Origin of the sequence: Pseudomonas sp. Sample_20 (assembly GCF_004307585.1) — a bacterium.
Taxonomy (GTDB): domain Bacteria; phylum Pseudomonadota; class Gammaproteobacteria; order Pseudomonadales; family Pseudomonadaceae; genus Aquipseudomonas; species Aquipseudomonas atacamensis.
Genome location: NZ_RCOA01000062.1, coordinates 33,567 through 49,966, shown reverse-complemented (window position 1 = coordinate 49,966; position 16,400 = coordinate 33,567). Strand labels below are relative to the sequence as shown.

At 60.5% G+C, this 16,400-nt stretch carries 15 protein-coding genes; 6 read left to right on the top strand and 9 right to left on the bottom strand.

Annotated elements, in window-relative coordinates; all coding sequences use genetic code 11:
• The first annotated feature begins 25 nt into the window (after positions 1 to 25).
• From D8U70_RS14185 to D8U70_RS28020, 3 genes are all read left to right on the top strand, one after another.
• On the top strand, positions 26 to 1,999 hold the full coding sequence (locus D8U70_RS14185; protein WP_130929133.1) for a hypothetical protein: 1,974 nt from the start codon (positions 26 to 28) through the stop codon (positions 1,997 to 1,999).
• A gap of 181 nt (positions 2,000 to 2,180) precedes the next feature.
• The gene (locus tag D8U70_RS14180; protein WP_241664664.1) at positions 2,181 to 5,531 is read left to right on the top strand and encodes a calcium-binding protein; all 3,351 of its coding nucleotides are present in this window, start codon (positions 2,181 to 2,183) and stop codon (positions 5,529 to 5,531) included.
• 76 nt (positions 5,532 to 5,607) lie between these two features.
• Complete coding sequence (locus D8U70_RS28020; RefSeq protein ID WP_241664663.1) at positions 5,608 to 5,943, top strand: hypothetical protein; 336 nt, start codon at positions 5,608 to 5,610, stop codon at positions 5,941 to 5,943.
• Positions 5,944 to 5,998: 55 nt separating this feature from the next.
• On the opposite strand, the gene D8U70_RS14170 is transcribed toward D8U70_RS28020, so the two are convergent.
• From D8U70_RS14170 to D8U70_RS14150, 5 genes are all read right to left on the bottom strand, one after another.
• The gene (locus D8U70_RS14170; RefSeq protein ID WP_125925932.1) at positions 5,999 to 6,559 is read right to left on the bottom strand and encodes a hypothetical protein; all 561 of its coding nucleotides are present in this window, start codon (positions 6,557 to 6,559) and stop codon (positions 5,999 to 6,001) included.
• Positions 6,560 to 6,631: 72 nt separating this feature from the next.
• On the bottom strand, positions 6,632 to 6,847 hold the full coding sequence (locus tag D8U70_RS14165) for a hypothetical protein (RefSeq protein WP_016773015.1): 216 nt from the start codon (positions 6,845 to 6,847) through the stop codon (positions 6,632 to 6,634).
• A 112-nt stretch (positions 6,848 to 6,959) separates the two neighbouring features.
• A complete protein-coding gene (locus D8U70_RS14160; protein ID WP_073475682.1) occupies positions 6,960 to 7,550 on the bottom strand; it encodes an LON peptidase substrate-binding domain-containing protein in 591 nt (196 codons plus the stop codon).
• Between the two features lie 10 nt (positions 7,551 to 7,560).
• Positions 7,561 to 8,277: an LrgB family protein gene (locus tag D8U70_RS14155; protein WP_016773013.1), complete on the bottom strand. Its 717-nt coding sequence runs from the start codon at positions 8,275 to 8,277 to the stop codon at positions 7,561 to 7,563.
• Positions 8,277 to 8,639 carry a CidA/LrgA family protein gene (locus D8U70_RS14150; protein ID WP_016773012.1) on the bottom strand — a complete coding sequence of 121 codons (363 nt, stop codon included), beginning with the start codon at positions 8,637 to 8,639 and terminating at the stop codon, positions 8,277 to 8,279. The genes D8U70_RS14155 and D8U70_RS14150 overlap by 1 nt, the downstream gene beginning before the upstream one ends.
• Before the next feature lie 194 nt (positions 8,640 to 8,833).
• Here D8U70_RS14150 and D8U70_RS14145 point away from each other — a divergent pair, with 194 nt between their 5' ends.
• From D8U70_RS14145 to D8U70_RS14135, 3 genes are all read left to right on the top strand, one after another.
• Positions 8,834 to 9,289 carry a MaoC family dehydratase gene (locus D8U70_RS14145; RefSeq protein WP_016773011.1) on the top strand — a complete coding sequence of 152 codons (456 nt, stop codon included), beginning with the start codon at positions 8,834 to 8,836 and terminating at the stop codon, positions 9,287 to 9,289.
• Between the two features lie 102 nt (positions 9,290 to 9,391).
• Entirely contained in the window at positions 9,392 to 11,119 is a 1,728-nt protein-coding gene (locus D8U70_RS14140) for a C13 family peptidase (RefSeq protein ID WP_130929131.1), read from the top strand.
• A 27-nt stretch (positions 11,120 to 11,146) separates the two neighbouring features.
• Positions 11,147 to 11,788 carry an oxidoreductase gene (locus D8U70_RS14135; protein WP_016773010.1) on the top strand — a complete coding sequence of 214 codons (642 nt, stop codon included), beginning with the start codon at positions 11,147 to 11,149 and terminating at the stop codon, positions 11,786 to 11,788.
• 134 nt (positions 11,789 to 11,922) lie between these two features.
• On the opposite strand, the gene D8U70_RS14130 is transcribed toward D8U70_RS14135, so the two are convergent.
• From D8U70_RS14130 to D8U70_RS14115, 4 genes are all read right to left on the bottom strand, one after another.
• Positions 11,923 to 12,207 (bottom strand): YceK/YidQ family lipoprotein, encoded by a 285-nt coding sequence (locus D8U70_RS14130; RefSeq protein WP_024014461.1) that lies wholly within the window; start codon positions 12,205 to 12,207, stop codon positions 11,923 to 11,925.
• Positions 12,200 to 12,847, bottom strand: a complete 648-nt coding sequence (ubiX, locus tag D8U70_RS14125; protein WP_123443265.1) for a flavin prenyltransferase UbiX — start codon at positions 12,845 to 12,847, stop codon at positions 12,200 to 12,202. Before ubiX ends, D8U70_RS14130 begins: the two co-directional genes overlap by 8 nt.
• Positions 12,844 to 14,193 carry a UDP-N-acetylmuramate:L-alanyl-gamma-D-glutamyl-meso-diaminopimelate ligase gene (gene mpl, locus D8U70_RS14120; RefSeq protein WP_130929130.1) on the bottom strand — a complete coding sequence of 450 codons (1,350 nt, stop codon included), beginning with the start codon at positions 14,191 to 14,193 and terminating at the stop codon, positions 12,844 to 12,846. The genes ubiX and mpl overlap by 4 nt, the downstream gene beginning before the upstream one ends.
• A gap of 197 nt (positions 14,194 to 14,390) precedes the next feature.
• Complete coding sequence (locus D8U70_RS14115; protein WP_130929129.1) at positions 14,391 to 16,301, bottom strand: sigma-54-dependent Fis family transcriptional regulator; 1,911 nt, start codon at positions 16,299 to 16,301, stop codon at positions 14,391 to 14,393.
• Positions 16,302 to 16,400 lie beyond the last annotated feature (99 nt).

Here is a 16,400-nt window from a genome sequence, read left to right as displayed (position 1 = left end):
CAATCCATTTTTTATCGAGTCTTTCATGAGTCCAAAAATACCCCGCAAGACGTCAGTCACAACGACGCATCAAACGGATGCAAACGTACCAACGCCACATCGACCCATGTTTGATGTCAGGAGCATTGAAATATCGCCAAGAGCCGGCATCCCCGATCTTGCGCAGCACAGTACAAACTTCGGCACCGCCCCTGCCGATGCGAATCCGAGGTTGCCTGCGGTTGAAATCTTTCAGTTACCGGCGCACAGCGCTTATCGCTCGGAACATTCCACTTCAATAAACGATTACTGGTTATCGGAGACCTTTGTGCGTGGAATGCAGCCTGCCGACAATGATGGATTTCGCTGGATCGTTGGCAGAAAGTTCGCAGACGTCGAATATCAGGGAGCTGTGCAAACCACGCATGTGGGTGAGGATGAAACCGGCACATTACGCAGCAAGTTACTCACCGAGCGCGTTCCCTCCGGACCGCGCCTGTACAAAAACGCAGACAGCCCCACCTGGCGCCTGACCGAACAACCCGCGCCAAAGCGACCGCGCCTCGCCCCAGTCACAACACCCATCAATCAAAGTCATTACAGCCCATCCTGGCGTTCGCCGGATGCTCAGGGTTATTACGAAATGAATCCGCTATTTGGCTCACGCAAAGACGACATGCTGTTCGCCTTCCGGGATTCATATGGCAATTACATAGCGGTTGATCCTCCGGCGGGTGGATTCGCAGCGTCGCCGCTCCACCTCAAACAGTGGACCGATCACGAGATATGGCAGCTATATGGGCTACACGGCGAGGACATCGCGCGCTTTCGTGTCGAAGCCCAGGCTACCGGCACGCCGCCACAGTGGGCACACCCCACAACCACGGAAAATCCGCGAACCGATCTGCTGCGCGACTCGTTGCGCTGGCTGCACCCGCAGATGGGCTTTGCCGAGCGCGAAGCCTTTCTGCAATCGTTCAATCTGCTGCCCAGGCAACTGTCGCGCTTGCAGCAGGAAATGGCCAGCCATCTGACGCTTCCGGCGTGGGCACTGGCGCACAAGCGCTTGCTGGAGGACGTCAGCAACCCGCAACGCTTCGACCAGTTTGCCGCCGATGCGCTCGAGCAGCTCAACCTCAAGCGCAATGCCCGCCACGATTGGTACGACGCAGAAAACAGCCTGACCCCCGAGGTGCGCGAAGCGCTGTTGAAACAGCTCGGTTATCTGCGCAACAAGAACAACTGCCTGTACCGCACGGACATTCAGGCGCTGTTTCGCGGTGACGAGCGCACGCCGTTCGAGCTGGCGAACGACGGCACCATGCTGCCGCGCTATCACCACGAACCCGGCGCGACCACGCACAAGCCGATCAGCGCGACGTTCAGTCTCCAGGCAGGACAGGGATATGCCCGCACCCCCGATCCCGAATACCTGCGTTTCAACAGCCAGACCCATAAATACCCGGGACGCGACACGGGCGACAGCGGTTCGGAAAGCGGCGCAAGCGACGCCAGTGATACACCGAGTGAGTCCTCGTCAGACTGGTCGGATCCTGACAGCCCTGTGGCATGGGATCACGAGCGCGGCTACCGGTCCACGCGCACGCGGCAGACGGAAATGTTTCTCTACGCGCTCGACACGCGCGATCTGGAGGTCGTCCCCCACGAAGAAAACATGATGTTCAATTCCGCTGCGCGCGACACCCCGCCGACCTGGTTCCCCTCCGACGATCTCGAAGGGCTGATCTCGGTCACGCGCAGCGGCGTTTCAGCCGAGCGTGTCTGGTTACTGAACACAGACCTGACCAAGGGCGCCAGGGTCGAAGACATCAAAGAGCAGGCTGGCGCAAACGCTGATCGCATCGAAGCGGCCACCCATGCCGGGCACTTTAACCGGTTCGAATACGACCAGTTGATCGACCAGGTGGAGACGGCGGGCCTGCCGATACTCAGGCTCTCAGGCAAAAAGGACGAGTTTGGCCATGACATCGCCTGGCCCGAACTTCAAATGCTCAAGTAAAGCCGCCAGGGAAACCGGCTCCTCATGCACACCATTAAAGGATTAATACGTGTCGAAACTCATCGTTCCCGCGGCTCATGTCGCCCACGTGCGCGCGCTTCAAGTTACCCCCATAGACGCCTCGGCCAATGCCCATACGCCGTCCACACCCATGCCCGATCGAGCGGACGTGCCAGGCGAGGTGCCTGACAGCCCCCCATCCCTTCGCCAGACTCTCAAGGCAATCGACAAACACCTGGGCCCACTGCGTATCGGCGAGGTCGTGATCAGTCGGGTCGAGTTGCAAGCGCTGGGGGCGACCGTAGACGGTCAACCTGTCAGTCCGGCGAATGCCAACATTAAGCGCGTGGATCAGGCTTTTCTGGACGGACTCCATTTCGAGTCCGCAAAGGTGCAGTCCCGCTTGCAAGCCGTGGACTTTCCCGACAATGACATGGCGGCACTGCTGTTCTATGAGATTGCCTGCAAGCGCTCGGTCGATGCCGGCCCATTGTTCGTCAGTGATACGCCGCTGGTTTCGGGCAGCGCCTTGGATCGTCTCAACAAATTGGGCAAGGCTGCGCAAAAGCTGGAAATCCACCGGGCGGACGCGTTTGAACACGCGCCGGGCTGGATCAACAAGACCAAAAGCTATTTGATGAGCGGCGCAGGAGTCGGCATGCAAGCCTTCGGCATCTACAGCGGCTACATGGCCCTGACCGATGCGATCAAAAAAGGCGAGGCGCTGGAAATGCTCTACTACGGCGGATCCATCGCCGCAGAACTCGGCTCGCTGATCATTGAGCGGGGTCTGGCCAGAACCGGCCAGGCGATGCTGACTCAGGGCAGCAATGTACTGAGGGGTTTTGCGCTGACCTCGATCGGCAAATACATGAGCCGTGGCGCTGGACTGTTCGCCAGCGCGATTACCTTGCCGTTCGACATCGTCGACGCGATCAAATCGTTCAACGCCGCCGCCGCGTCATCGGGCAAAGAAGCTCAGGACCATTATTTCAGCGCTGCCCTGAGTGTAGCGGGCGCTGGCATCAGCCTGGTGCTGGGCGTCGCCGCGCTGGCCGGTTTCGGCAGTGTTGCCGGCCCGCTCGGCCTCGCGGCTGCCGCACTGCTCATCTCCGGTTCATTGATCTATCAAGCCGCCAGGGTCGTCGACCAGATCGATGATTACATCGAACTGACAACACTCGAGCGTCTGCGCTCGGGATGGTTCGCTTTTACCGGCAAGGAGCTGGACGCCGAAGTGATGGATCGCTTCAAGCTGTCCAGGCTTTCCAGTGACTACGAAAAACAGCTCGAACTGTCGGCCAAAGACATGCTTGCCGGCGCTTACAGCGACTCCATCGCCCAAGTGGTCAATGGCGCGTTTCGCGCCGAATTGCGCCCTGTCGAACTATGGCGTTACCAGTGGGACGAAAGCGTCGGGCAGCTGCCGTTCAGACTCGACAGCCAGGCGGTGATCGTCGGCGGCGACGATATCATCGATGCAAGCCATGGATTACCCGACAACCTCAAGGGCGTTGTCAACGGCAGTGCAGGCGAAGGCAAAGGCGTGTTCTGGCGCCTGGGCGATGGCAATGACCGTGTCGCTGGCGTCAAGGCGCAGCCCAACCTGTTTACCTACCGCCAGGGACACAAGGCGCTCAGCGGTGGCGACAAAAACGATGCGTTCTATCAGCAGGTCGCTGACGAGGAACTGGATCGGCTGACCAAACCGCCGCACATCAATGTGCTGGATGGCGGCGACGGTAGCGATATGTTTGCGTTTGAAGGCCAGCGGCCGGCCACTGATACACGATACATCGGCCATCGGATTGACCTGCCGAGCGGCAAGGTCACGCTGCGTGGTCTGGACCCGGAAGGCCCAGGCATTGAAGTCGCGCACCTGACATCGTTCGAGAACGTTTCGACGCTGCGCAAAGGCAGCAGCCACGTCATCGGCAATACCGAGGCCAACCAGATCTCCGCCCATGGCCATGATCGCGTCAGCGCCGGTGCCGGCAACGACACGATTGCCATCTATGGCCTCGAATGTCACGTGGACGGCGGTAGCGGCGTCGATCGCTATTACATCGCTCACACCAACGCACGCACGACAATTACCGAGGACAGCGCGCATTCGAGCGTGATCGAGTTGGGCTGGCCGCACGCGGTGATTCAGCGCTGGCAGATCATCGGCACCTCGCTGGTGATCAATTCCTTGCGCGGCAAGGACGGCGACGACCCAGACCATGTGCTGACCCTGGAAAACGTCTATCGAATGGTCGACGGCCAGCGTCGGCTGCATAACGATCGATGGCTGTTCCGCACCCAGGATGGCTACGAACTGCTGGCTCAGCTCCCTCAGGAACCAGGTCCAGCGCTGAGTCAGGACATTGATGTCGCCGTGACCGTCATTGGTCAGCCCGCACCTGCCCCGGCGATCGTCAATGGCGGTACGGTGACGATCGACGATCAGAGCCTGGGCCGGCATTTTGTCACCCGTACGCAGCGCGAGGTCGAATTCGTCATCGCACGCAGCGGCACCAGGCCGCGCAGCGTTTTTCTGGACTACGGCGACGACGAAATCATCGACGTCGAGCTCAGCTATGCCGTCCAGGTGCGCAAAGGCGTTTCGGGCAATACTCACCTGACCTACAAAGACTTCTGCCTGTCGCTGCGGTTGCCGGCAAAAGTGCTGGCATTCAAGGGCGTGATTCAACCGATCGCTGCCGCCACCGGGTACAGCGGGCGCAACAGCCTCAAAGTCACCACGCCGCAATTGGCGCAAGACATCGTTGTGGTCATGCGGGACGGAGTGTCCTATCGCCTGCAACTGCCGCACCTGGACTACGAAGCGGACGCCAACAACCCCGGCGCACGACTGGTCAGCACTCGAAGCTGGCTGAAACGGCGCAACGGCAAATACCCGTTCACCCGGCCCACCATCAGTGAGAAGCCGCTGCTGACCGATCGACCCAGCAAAATCGTCATCGAATCCCGGGCGCATACCGGCATTTATCTGCTTGAGGGTCATAGCGCCACGTACGACATCTACCTGGCCAGCAACTGCATCGTGCGCCTGGCCACACCTGGGGCTGCGGCAAAAACGGCCAACGCCTCAAGCTGGAATCTGTACACCAGGACAATGGACGAAACCGTCACTCGCGACGAAATCCAATTGCAGGACAACCGCTTGCGCATCGCCAGCGTGACTGTCCAATTGCCGGATATCGGCGATGACACACCGGTGGAATCGGTCAGCGTGGCGACCACCGCCGGCAATCTTTATCAAGTCTCGCTGCTGTTCGAGATCTTGCAGCTGTACGTGATCAATGCCCAAGGCTACGCCAGCGTCGATGCGCTGTTGGCCGATATCGAGCAACACCGGCAGCGCAACGAGTTGGCAGCGCGGGTCTACGTGACTCACATCGGCTACCAGCCCGACACAGTGGGCACGCTGGTTTACAACTCGGTAAACCGCCACTGGAGCCTGCTGACTGACCGGCAGACACGCGTCAAACGCGAAGACCTGTTCATCCCCGTCAACATCAACTGACCGCGCGCTGCCGGTTTCAACAACGTGCCGGGATGGACCTGACCTCCATTCCGGCACTTGCACTCAGCGGTCTGCCATGTCGCCGCTGGAGCCTTACCTGCAAGACATCGACGGGACTTTACGCCCCGATGCAGACGGTCTGAAAGAATACAAGGGGCGCAAGTTCGCAGACATCGCCAACGACGACGGATCGGCCGCAGGGCAGACAGTGATGGTGGCGTACCACGATCTGATCAAAGCCTGGCGCGCCAGATTGCCCAGTGAACGGACGGGGGGCAATCACAACAATTCATACGATCAGTTGATCGATCGCGTAACTGCCTCCAAGGGCCCCATAGTGAGGCTGCCCAAGGGCAGGAAAGGATGTTCCAACGATATAGTCTGGCCCGTTGCTGAACATCATCGGCCGTGAAATCCAGACGCCATTCGATAACGAATGGCGTCTGTCCTTCAATTGCGGCGTTGCGCTATTTGAGCACGCTGATCACAAACCGTGCCGGTTTTGGATTGAAGGCGTTATGCCCTGTCCCGTTGGGGTTCGCGTCGAGGAATTTGCTCATGCCATCGCTTACCTGACGATACAGCGGTTTATCTTTCGGCTCGCTGTTCAATTCGATATAAGCCGGGCCGGATGCGATATTGCTTAAAGAAGCCTTGGCCACGCCGTAGGTACTGATTGAATAAAGTTGTGCCGGAGCGCTGGTGCTGACCAGCAAATTATGTGTCTTGTCTTCGATGAATAATCGCGCACCGTCAAACACGCCCGGATGTATCACTTGAATTGCGTAACAGTTACCTTCAGGAACAAACCTCAACAGCAATGGAGCATCGTCCTCATTGTCAGCCAAGGTGATAAGGGCGGATGTCCGCGAGTCGGCCAACCCCACTTCAGCATCGAGTTTTTCGCCTTGAGTTATGCGCTTGTGGCGCAGGGTCTGTTGCAGGCGTTGCTGATTAAGAACTACCGGAAGACCGTCCAGATAAAGATTGGCACTGAAGCTTTCATTGTTTACTTTTGCCAAAGACATAGAACTACCCATTGGTAAACACTCTGCCGCCATGTTCAAGACAGCGACAGAAAAGTTGAAAAAGGAAAAGGATCAGATAGCGACTGTGGCTGTTGCCGACATCCGCAGAACATCGCCATCCGGAATGTTTTCGGTTTTTCGTTTCCGCCGGGCCATTACCATGCGATCCGCATAAATCGCTGCCGCCTCAATGACATGGCCAACGTTATGATCAGTACCGGCATGCTTCAAGATATACTTGCCAGCAATATCGTCCCAGAATGCCCGTTCATCTTCATATAAAGTCATGATTTATCCTTGTTGTTTTCAAGTTGTTCGCATCCTGCGAGCAACTTGAAATTAAGACAAAGACAAAAGCGAAACAATACTGGCAGGCAGCTTGAGTTGATTCAAAGTGAAACTAGGCGAACAGTTCGCCCTGCAGTTCATCGAGTAATGCCTGGATCGCATCCAGCCGTTGCTGTGGGTCGTCGAGTTGCAGCAGATCGATCTTGTCCTCTTCGGCAAAAGGCAACAGATAGGCAAGCTGATTGGCCAGCGCCTGTTGCCCGGCGGCTTCGGTGCCCATGTTCAACGCCTCGACCATCGGGTGTTCGGCCAGCGCCTTGAGCAGCGCGACCAGGTCGGCGTCCTCGTCCTGCAACGGTTGCTCGGGCTCGTCATCGAGCCACTCGACTTCGGCCAGAATCAGTTGATCGCGCTGCACTTCGGTGCGCAGCACAGTGAAGCGCCGTCCGCCATGCACGCGAATGCCGAGCAAGCCGTTGTCCTGTTGCTCGAAATCGGTGATCCGCGCCTCGCAACCGACCATTGCGAAACCTTCTGGTGCCACACCGACTTCGCTGCCCTCAAGGATGCACACCACACCGAAACCGACGCCCTGCTTCATGCAGCGGCCGATCATGTCGAGGTAGCGCGCCTCGAAGATCTGCAGATCGAGGTTGCAGCCGGGGAACAGCACCGTGTTCAGCGGGAAAAGCGGCAGACTCATAGACATATCCTTACACCACCATCGACACCGCCAACGGCAGGAACACCGCCGTGGCCACGCCCATCAGACTCATTGCCAGCGCGGCGAACGCGCCGCACTCGTCGTTTTCCTGCATCGCCACCGCCGTGCCGACCGCATGCGCGGTCATGCCCAGCGCCATGCCGCGCGCTTCGGGGCTGTGCACGCCGAGGCGGGTCAGCAGCGCCGGGCCGAAGATCGCGCCAATCACCCCGGTGATCAGCACGAACACCGCGGCCAGCGCCGCCACGCCGCCGATCTGCTCGGCGACCAGCATGGCGATCGGCGAGGTCACCGATTTCGGCGCCATGGTCATCAGGATCATGTGATCGGCACCGAACCACCAGCCCAGCGCCACGCCCATGCCCGTTGCGACCACCCCGCCTATCACCAGCGTAGTAAAAATCGGCCAGAACAATTGGCGGATGCGCCGCAGATTCAAATACAGCGGCACCGCCAGCGCCACCGTGGCCGGCCCCAGCAGGATGCTGAGGATCTCGGTGCTCTTGCGGTACTCCGCGTAAGTCAGGCCGCAGCCGACCAGCACACCGATCACCAACAACATGGAGACCAGCACCGGTTGCAGAAAGATCCAGCGGGTTTTCTCGAACGCCGCCAGCACCAGTTGATAGGCGCCGAGGGTGATGCCGATGCCGAACAGCGGATGATGAATCACCGACGCCCACGCGCCTTGCCAGTCAAACAGCATCAGGACTCCTCCGCCGGCGGCGCGTGACGTTTGACCAGCCGCTGCATGAGCACGCCGGCAAACGCCATCGACAGGATCAGCGAGACCACCAGCGCGCCGACAATCGCCCAGAAATCCGCAGCAATCGCCGTGGCATACACCATCACGCCCACCGCCGGCGGCACCAGCAGCAACGGCAGATAACGCAGCAGGCTGCCCGCTGCCTGATTCAGCGGCTCGCCGACTTCACCGCGAATGATCAGGAACACCAGCAACAGCAGCAGCCCGATGATCGGCCCCGGCAATATCGGCAACAGCAAATGATTGAGCGCGGTGCCGAGCAATTGGAACAGCACCAGCAGGGTCAGGCCACGTAACAACATCCGACATCTCCGTCTTACATTTTCAGCCAGCAGGGGCTCGGCATTATAAGCATGCCAGCGCTATGGACCGGCATTCGCCAAAAGCATGGTCGGTTGACCTGAGCAAATCGCCATGATGATCTACAGTGGTTCGCAGGCCGGTCAAATCCGCCCCCTGAAAAACTATAAAACCGATGAACCCAAGGAGAGTCTCAATGCCCTATGTTCCCGTTGCAGAGCTCAAAGATTATGTCGGCAAGGAACTTGGACGTTCCGAATGGCTCACCATCGATCAGGAGCGCATCAACCTGTTCGCCGAAGCCACCGGTGATTTTCAGTTCATTCACGTCGATCCGGTCAAGGCTGCGCAAACGCCGTTTGGCAGCACGATTGCCCATGGTTTCCTGTCGCTGTCGCTGATGCCAAAACTGATGGAAGACATCCTCGTGCTGCCCGAAGGCGTGAAGATGGTCGTCAACTATGGCCTGGACAGCGTGCGTTTCATCCAGCCGGTCAAGGTCAACTCGAAAGTCCGACTGAAGGTCGACATGGTCGAAGTCACCGAGAAAAAACCCGGCCAGTGGTTGCTCAAGGCTACCGCGACACTGGAGATAGAAGGCTCGGACAAACCGGCCTACATTGCCGAGCCGCTGTCACTCTGCTTCGTCTGATCATCCCGGATGCGAAGCAGCGCACGCTGTTTCGCGTCACGTCTGTATATATGCGACGCATAGCTGCGGCATACTCGGTCGCCTAATTGCCCGGATCCCGCTATGCGCTCAATCGCTCGACTTGCACCCCTTGCCCTGACCCTGATGCTCACCGCTTGCGGCGACGGCGAATCGCTGTTGCCGCCGGATGCGCGCCTGCCCGATGGCGGACGCTATCGCGGTGACTTGGTCGACGGCTTGCTGCAAGGTCAGGGCCGCGTCGACTACCCCAACGGCAGCTGGTACGCCGGGGAGTTCGACAAGGGTCAGTGGCACGGGCAAGGCGAATGGCATGGCAGCAACGGCGAGGTCTATCGCGGCCAGTTCCAGCAAGGGCTGTTCGATGGTCAGGGCAGCCTGAGCACCAATGCCAGCAGTTACACCGGTGGTTTCAAGCAGGGCCGGCGCGATGGCGAAGGCACGCTGAAAGAAAACGGCATGACCTATCGCGGCGAGTTCAAGGCTGACCAGTATTCCGGCCTCGGCCGTCTGGAAATGGACGACGGCAGCTCCTATCAAGGCCAGTTCGCCCACGGCAAACCCAACGGCGAAGGCCAGCGCGGCGATGCCAGCGGCAATTCGTTCAGCGGGCATTTCGTCAACGGCCAACTGGAAGGCAACGGCACTTACAACAGCGCCGACGGCGATATCTACGTCGGCGGTTTCAAGAACAATCAACTGCACGGCAAGGGCCGCTACGAGAACGCCGACGGCGACGTCTGGCTTGGCCAGTTCAAGGAAGGCGCGCTGACCGGCAAGGGCGAACTGATCGGCGCTGACGGCAGCCATTACATCGGTGTGTTCAATGACTGGCGCTTCACCGGTCAGGGCCGTTTGAACCTGGCCGATGGCAGCTTCTACATCGGCGGCTTCGACAACGACAGCTATTCAGGACGCGGCACTCTGGTGCTGACCGATGGCAGCGTGCTCAGTGGCACCTGGATCAACGGCCAACGCGTGCGCGACGCCGACGGCAAATTGCTCCCCGACACCCTCGAACTCGGTTTGCTCGCCCAAGGCCGGTTGCTGAAGGACGCACTGGCGGCGATTCCCGCTTCGACTCCGGCAGTCGAGTTGTACACCCTGACCCTTGGCGGCGACGGCAAGCAAAGCGTGTTCCTGCGTGAATCAGACTACGTCGCCAACATGCTCAACACGCGCTTCGGCGCCTTCGGCCAGATCCGTCTGGTCAATCATCGCGATCATCTCGGCGACCGGCCGATGGCCACCCGCGAAAATCTGCGCCGCGCCGCGCAAGCCCTTGCCGAACGCAGCGGGCCGGAAGATCTGCTGTTCATTTATCTGACCAGCCACGGCACCGCCGAGCATGAACTGGTGCTCGATCAGCCGCGCATGGAACTGGCCGATCTGCCGGCCGATGAACTCGCCGCCGTGCTCGCGCCGCTGAAGCATCGCGACAAGGTCATCGTGATTTCCTCGTGCTATTCCGGCGGTTTCATCCCGGCGCTGAAAGACGAACGCACGCTGATCATGACCGCCTCGCGCGCCGATCGGGTGTCGTTCGGTTGCTCGGAAGAAGCCAACTTCACTTATTTCGGCGATGCGCTGTTTGCCCAGGCACTGAACCAGACTGACGACCTTGAGCAGGCATTCAAACTGGCCAAGGCGACCGTTGCCGAACGTGAGCTGGCCGACGGCTTCGAAGCCTCGGAGCCGCAGATCTGGGCACCGAAAACCGTGCTGTCGCACTGGCAGCTGCTGCGTAAACAGCAGGCGCGCAAAGCGTTGCAAAGCAGCGCATTGAACGACGCGGCGAAAAAAGGCAACTAAGCTGAACAGTATCAAGGGAGAGACACTATGTACTTGACGCCTCAGCACGTATTGCTTGCCGGAGCCACCGGACTGACCGGTGAACATCTGCTCGACCGTTTGCTCAACGAGCCAACGATTACCCGTGTCCTCGCCCCTTCACGCCGGCCGCTGGCCGAGCATCCGCATCTGGAAAACCCGGTCGGCGACCCGCAGGCGTTTCTGCCGCAGCTCAGTGGCCGGGTCGATATCGCCTACTGCTGCCTCGGCACGACGATCAAACAGGCAGGTTCCGAAGAAGCCTTTCGCGCGGTGGATCTGGACATGGTCGTGGCGTTTGCCAAGCGCGCCCGGGAGATGGGCGCACGGCACCTGATCGTGATCAGTGCGATTGGCGCCGATCCGAATTCCTCGGTGTTCTACAACCGGGTCAAGGGTGAAATGGAACAGGCCCTGCGCGCGCAGAACTGGCCGCAGCTGACCATCTGCCGACCTTCGCTGTTACTCGGCGAACGCACCGAACCGCGTCTGGTCGAGCAACTGGCCGGGCCGTTGTCGAAGCTGATTCCGGGCAAATACCACGGCATCGAAGCGTGCCAGTTGGCGCGAGCGATGTGGCGCCTGGCGCTGGAAGAACAGGATGGGGTGCGGGTGATCGAATCGGATGAGCTGCGCAAGTTAGGCAAATAATGCCGGGACTTTGTGGTGATGATCGTCCCCGCGCTCTGCGTGGGAATGCAGCCATGGACGCTCTGCGTCCTAAAAAGCGTGACGCGGAGCGTCACAGGATGCGTTACCACGCAGAGCGTGGGAACGATCAGTCGCTACAATCCACCAGTCGCTTGAAAACCTACGCCAATCACGGTGAGCAACGACAACGGCAACAACAGCGTGTCGAGCAACGCGCTGGCCGGCAGGTCCACGCCCGGATAGCTCGGCGCTTCGGCACCGAACCGGTCCATCGCACAGCAGCCGCCGTTCAACGCATACAAATCCAGGCGCGTCCCGGCGTACACCACCGGTGCGCCGGGTTTGGCTGCATCCAGCGTGCGCACGGTAGCGCATCCAGCCAATTGCAGCGCCAGCACAAGCACCAGCAGCTTATTCATCGCTGCTCAGGTGATGCTCGCCCCAACGCGGCAGCATGTCCTGCGGGATGCCGAGCAGATTGAGGATCCGCGCCACAACGAAGTCGATCAGGTCATCGATGGTCTGCGGCTGGTGATAGAAGCCCGGCGAGGCCGGCAGAATCGTCACGCCCATATTCGACAGTTTGAGCATGTGCTCCAGATGAATGCTCGAGTACGGCGCCTCGCGCGGCACCAGAATCAACTGACGGCGCTCTTTCAGGGTGACGTCCGCCGCGCGCTCGATCAGGTTGTTGCAGGCACCGGTGGCAATCGCCGACAGCGTGCCGGTCGAACACGGCACCACGACCATGGCTGCCGGCGCGCCGGAGCCGGAGGCTACCGGCGACATCCAGTCTTCCTTGCCATACACGCGAATCTGCCCGGCAGCGGCGCCGGTGTATTCGGTCAGAAAGGCCTGCATCATCTGCGGTTTGTTCGGCAGGGACACATCGGTCTCGGTGGCCATTACCAGTTGCGCAGCCTTGGAGATCAGGAAGTGCACTTCGCGATCCTCGCGCACCAGGCAATCGAGCAGGCGCAAACCGTACTGCGCGCCCGAAGCACCGGTCATCGCCAGGGTGATGCGTTCCGGGCCACCGGCCTGGGAAAAACTGTTCATTGCAGTGCCTCGGCAAGCTTGCCGTGCAGGCCGCCGAAGCCGCCGTTGCTCATGATCACCACGTGAGTACCGGGCTGCGCCTGGCTCTTCACGCGTTCGATGATGCCTTCCAGCGAATCGCTGACGATTGACGGCACGGTGCATAACGCTGCGGTGGCGCCGAGGTCCCAGCCGAGGTTGGCCGGGGCGTACCAGATCACCTGATCGGCATCGACCACGCTGTCCGGCAGACCGTCACGGTGGGCGCCGAGCTTCATCGAATTGGAGCGCGGCTCGATGATCGCAATCAGCGGCGCGTCGCCGATGCGTTTGCGCAGGCCGTCGAGGGTGGTAGCAATGGCGGTCGGGTGATGGGCAAAGTCGTCGTAAATGGTGATGCCGCGCACCTCGGCGACTTTCTCCATACGCCGCTTGACGTTCTTGAACGCGCTCAACCCGGCGATGCCCATCGATGGCACCACGCCAACGTGACGCGCTGCGGCCAGAGCAGCCAGGGCGTTGGCAACGTTGTGTTGACCGGTCAATTCCCACTCGACGGAGCCCTGGGACACGCCTTCGAACATCACTTCGAACGCCGAGCCGTCCTCGCTGAGCAGCTTGACCTGCCACTGACCGCCGGCACCGGTGGTTTGCACCGGGGTCCAGCAACCCATCTCGATCACGCGCTGCAACGCTGGCTCGGTGGTCGGGTGGATGACCAGACCTTCGCTCGGGATGGTGCGCACCAAGTGGTGGAACTGACGTTCGATGGCCGGCAGATCAGGGAAGATGTCGGCGTGATCGAACTCAAGGTTATTCAGGATCGCCGTGCGCGGACGGTAGTGGACGAACTTCGAGCGCTTGTCGAAGAACGCGCTGTCGTATTCGTCAGCCTCGATCACAAAAAACGGCGTACCGCCCAGGCGCGCCGATACCGAAAAATTCTGCGGCACGCCGCCGATGAGGAAACCCGGGCTCATGCCGGCATGCTCCAGCACCCAGGCGAGCATGCTGCTGGTGGTGGTCTTGCCGTGCGTACCGGCCACGGCCAATACCCAGCGACCTTGCAGCACGTGGTCAGCCAGCCACTGCGGGCCGGAGACGTACGGCAGGCCTTTGTTCAGCACATATTCCACCGCCGGGTTGCCACGGGACATGGCATTACCGATCACCACCAGATCCGGCGCCGGATCGAGCTGTGCAGGGTCATAACCCTGCGTCAGCTGAATGCCCTGGGCCTCGAGCTGCGTGCTCATCGGCGGATAGACGTTGGCGTCGGAGCCGGTGACGTGATGGCCCAGCTCTTTGGCCAACACCGCCATCGAGCCCATGAAAGTCCCGCAGATACCCAGAATATGAATGTGCATAGTCGACCTCGTAAAACATGGCCGCAGGTTAGCGTAGGGAGGGGGAAATGGCACTCTTTAGCTGAGGGGCGGGCCTGTTCGACCTGATCGTTCCCACGCTCTGCGTGGGAATGCAGCACGGGACGCTCTGCGTCCCAAAGCGGACGCGGAGCGTCCGGGGAGGCGTTACCACGCGGAGCGTGGGAACGATCAGGTCGTCAGGCAGAGCGGGCGATGCCGTGCTTGCGAAGCTTTCTGTACAGCGTATTGCGGCTGACGCCCAACTGTTCAGCGGTATGGGTCATATGCCAGCGCGTCTGCTCAAGCGCATTGAGCAATGCGACACGCTCAGCGTCGTCCAATGGCTGCGCGACAATCTGCGCCACCACCACCGCCGGCCGCGCCTGCCGAATCATCACCGGCAAATCCTCAACGCCGACCCGCCCGCCATCACACAACGCCGCCAGCGTGCGCAGGACATTGCGCAACTGCCGCACATTGCCCGGCCAGTTGAATGCCAACAACGCCTGCCGCGCCGCTTCGTCGATCAGAATTGTTTCGCCCCCTGCCTCCTCGGCCAGGAGAAAATCCAGCAACTGCGATTTATCACTGCGCTCGCGCAACGCCGGCAACGCCACTTCCAGCCCGTTCAAGCGGTAATACAGGTCTTCACGGAAACTGCCGTCCTCGACTCGTTCGAGCAAATTGCGGTGCGTCGCACTGATGATGCGCACGTCCACCGCTTGCGGTTCACCGCCAATCGGCACCACTTGCCGATCTTCCAGCACACGCAGCAAACGCGTTTGCAACGCCAGTGGCATGTCGCCGATTTCGTCGAGGAACAAGGTGCCGCCATCGGCCTGTTGCAGCTTGCCGCGCATGCCGTCCTTGCGTGCGCCGGTGAAGCTGCCGCCGCGATAGCCGAACAGTTCGCTCTCGATCAGGCTTTCCGGAATGGCCGCGCAATTGAGTGCGACGAAGGCATTGCCGCAGCGCTGGCTGGCCTGGTGCACAGCCTTGGCGAACGCCTCCTTGCCCGAGCCGGTTTCGCCGTTGATCAACAGCGGCACGTCGCGCTCGAACACGCGCAGGGCTTTGCGAAATTCCGCCTGCAACGCTTCATCGCCGAGGCAGATGCCGGACAGGCGTGGCGCTGGAGTAGCGATTGGCGCTGGAACAATGGCTGTCGGCTTGCGCGATTCGCCGCGCAACACGGCAAACAGATGCCGGCCATCACGGGTGCGCAGTGGCCAACTGGCACTGGCGTTGGCGCTCGCCCGCCCGAGCAGGTCATCCAGCGAACAATCGAAAAACGCTTCCACCGGTTTACCGAGCAAACCACCGCGAATATGCCCGAGCAGGTTCAGCGCGCTCTGGTTGACTGCGCTGATCCGCCCTTCGCCGTCAAACGCCAGCAGCCCTTCGCTGAACAGGCCGACGGACTCGGCCTGCAGATGAAAGCGCAGCAACCACTGATTGTCGAAACAGCGCAGGAAGTAGCAGCTCTCAATCATCTTCGCCGACAGATTGACCAGCGCCATGGTGTGGAACTGGCTCTGCCGCGAGACGTCCGGCCGCGCCGAAGACACATCGAGTACCGCCAGCAATTCACCATGGGGATCGAACACCGGGCTCGCCGAACAGGTCAGCCCGGTGTGGCGGCCGCGAAAGTGTTCGTCCTGGTGAATGGTCAGCGCCTGACGCTCGACCAGGCAGGTGCCGATGCCGTTGGTGCCTTCGCAGGCTTCGCTCCAGTCGGCGCCGAGCCAGAGCCCGGCGCGCTCGAAAATCTTCCGTTCGGCCGGCGCGGTGACGCAATTGAGGATCACACCGCGCGCGTCAGTCAGCAGCACCGCATGGCCGGCACCGGAGAGTTGCTGATGCAGGCTGCTCATCTCGGTGCCGGCGATTTGCAGCACTTGTTGCAGACGTTCGCGACTTTCCAGCACTCGGCCATGCTCGAGCACGGTCGGCGCCATGGTCACAGAAGGATCGAGGTGGTAGTCCTCAAGGCAACGCAGCCACGAACGGGCGATCGATGGATCGGCGCCGGGGCCGTGCAGGTGCGGTTTGCCCTGGGTGACGGTGAGAACCTGGCGGGCATGGCGACTCAAATGGTTGTCGTGCATTTCTTATTGTTCTCCCCGGGGCGCGATGGCCCAAAGCATGAGGTGACGCCCAGCATCCTCCAGCGGCTCCGGCAATGCAATGCTGGCAAGACCGCCCGG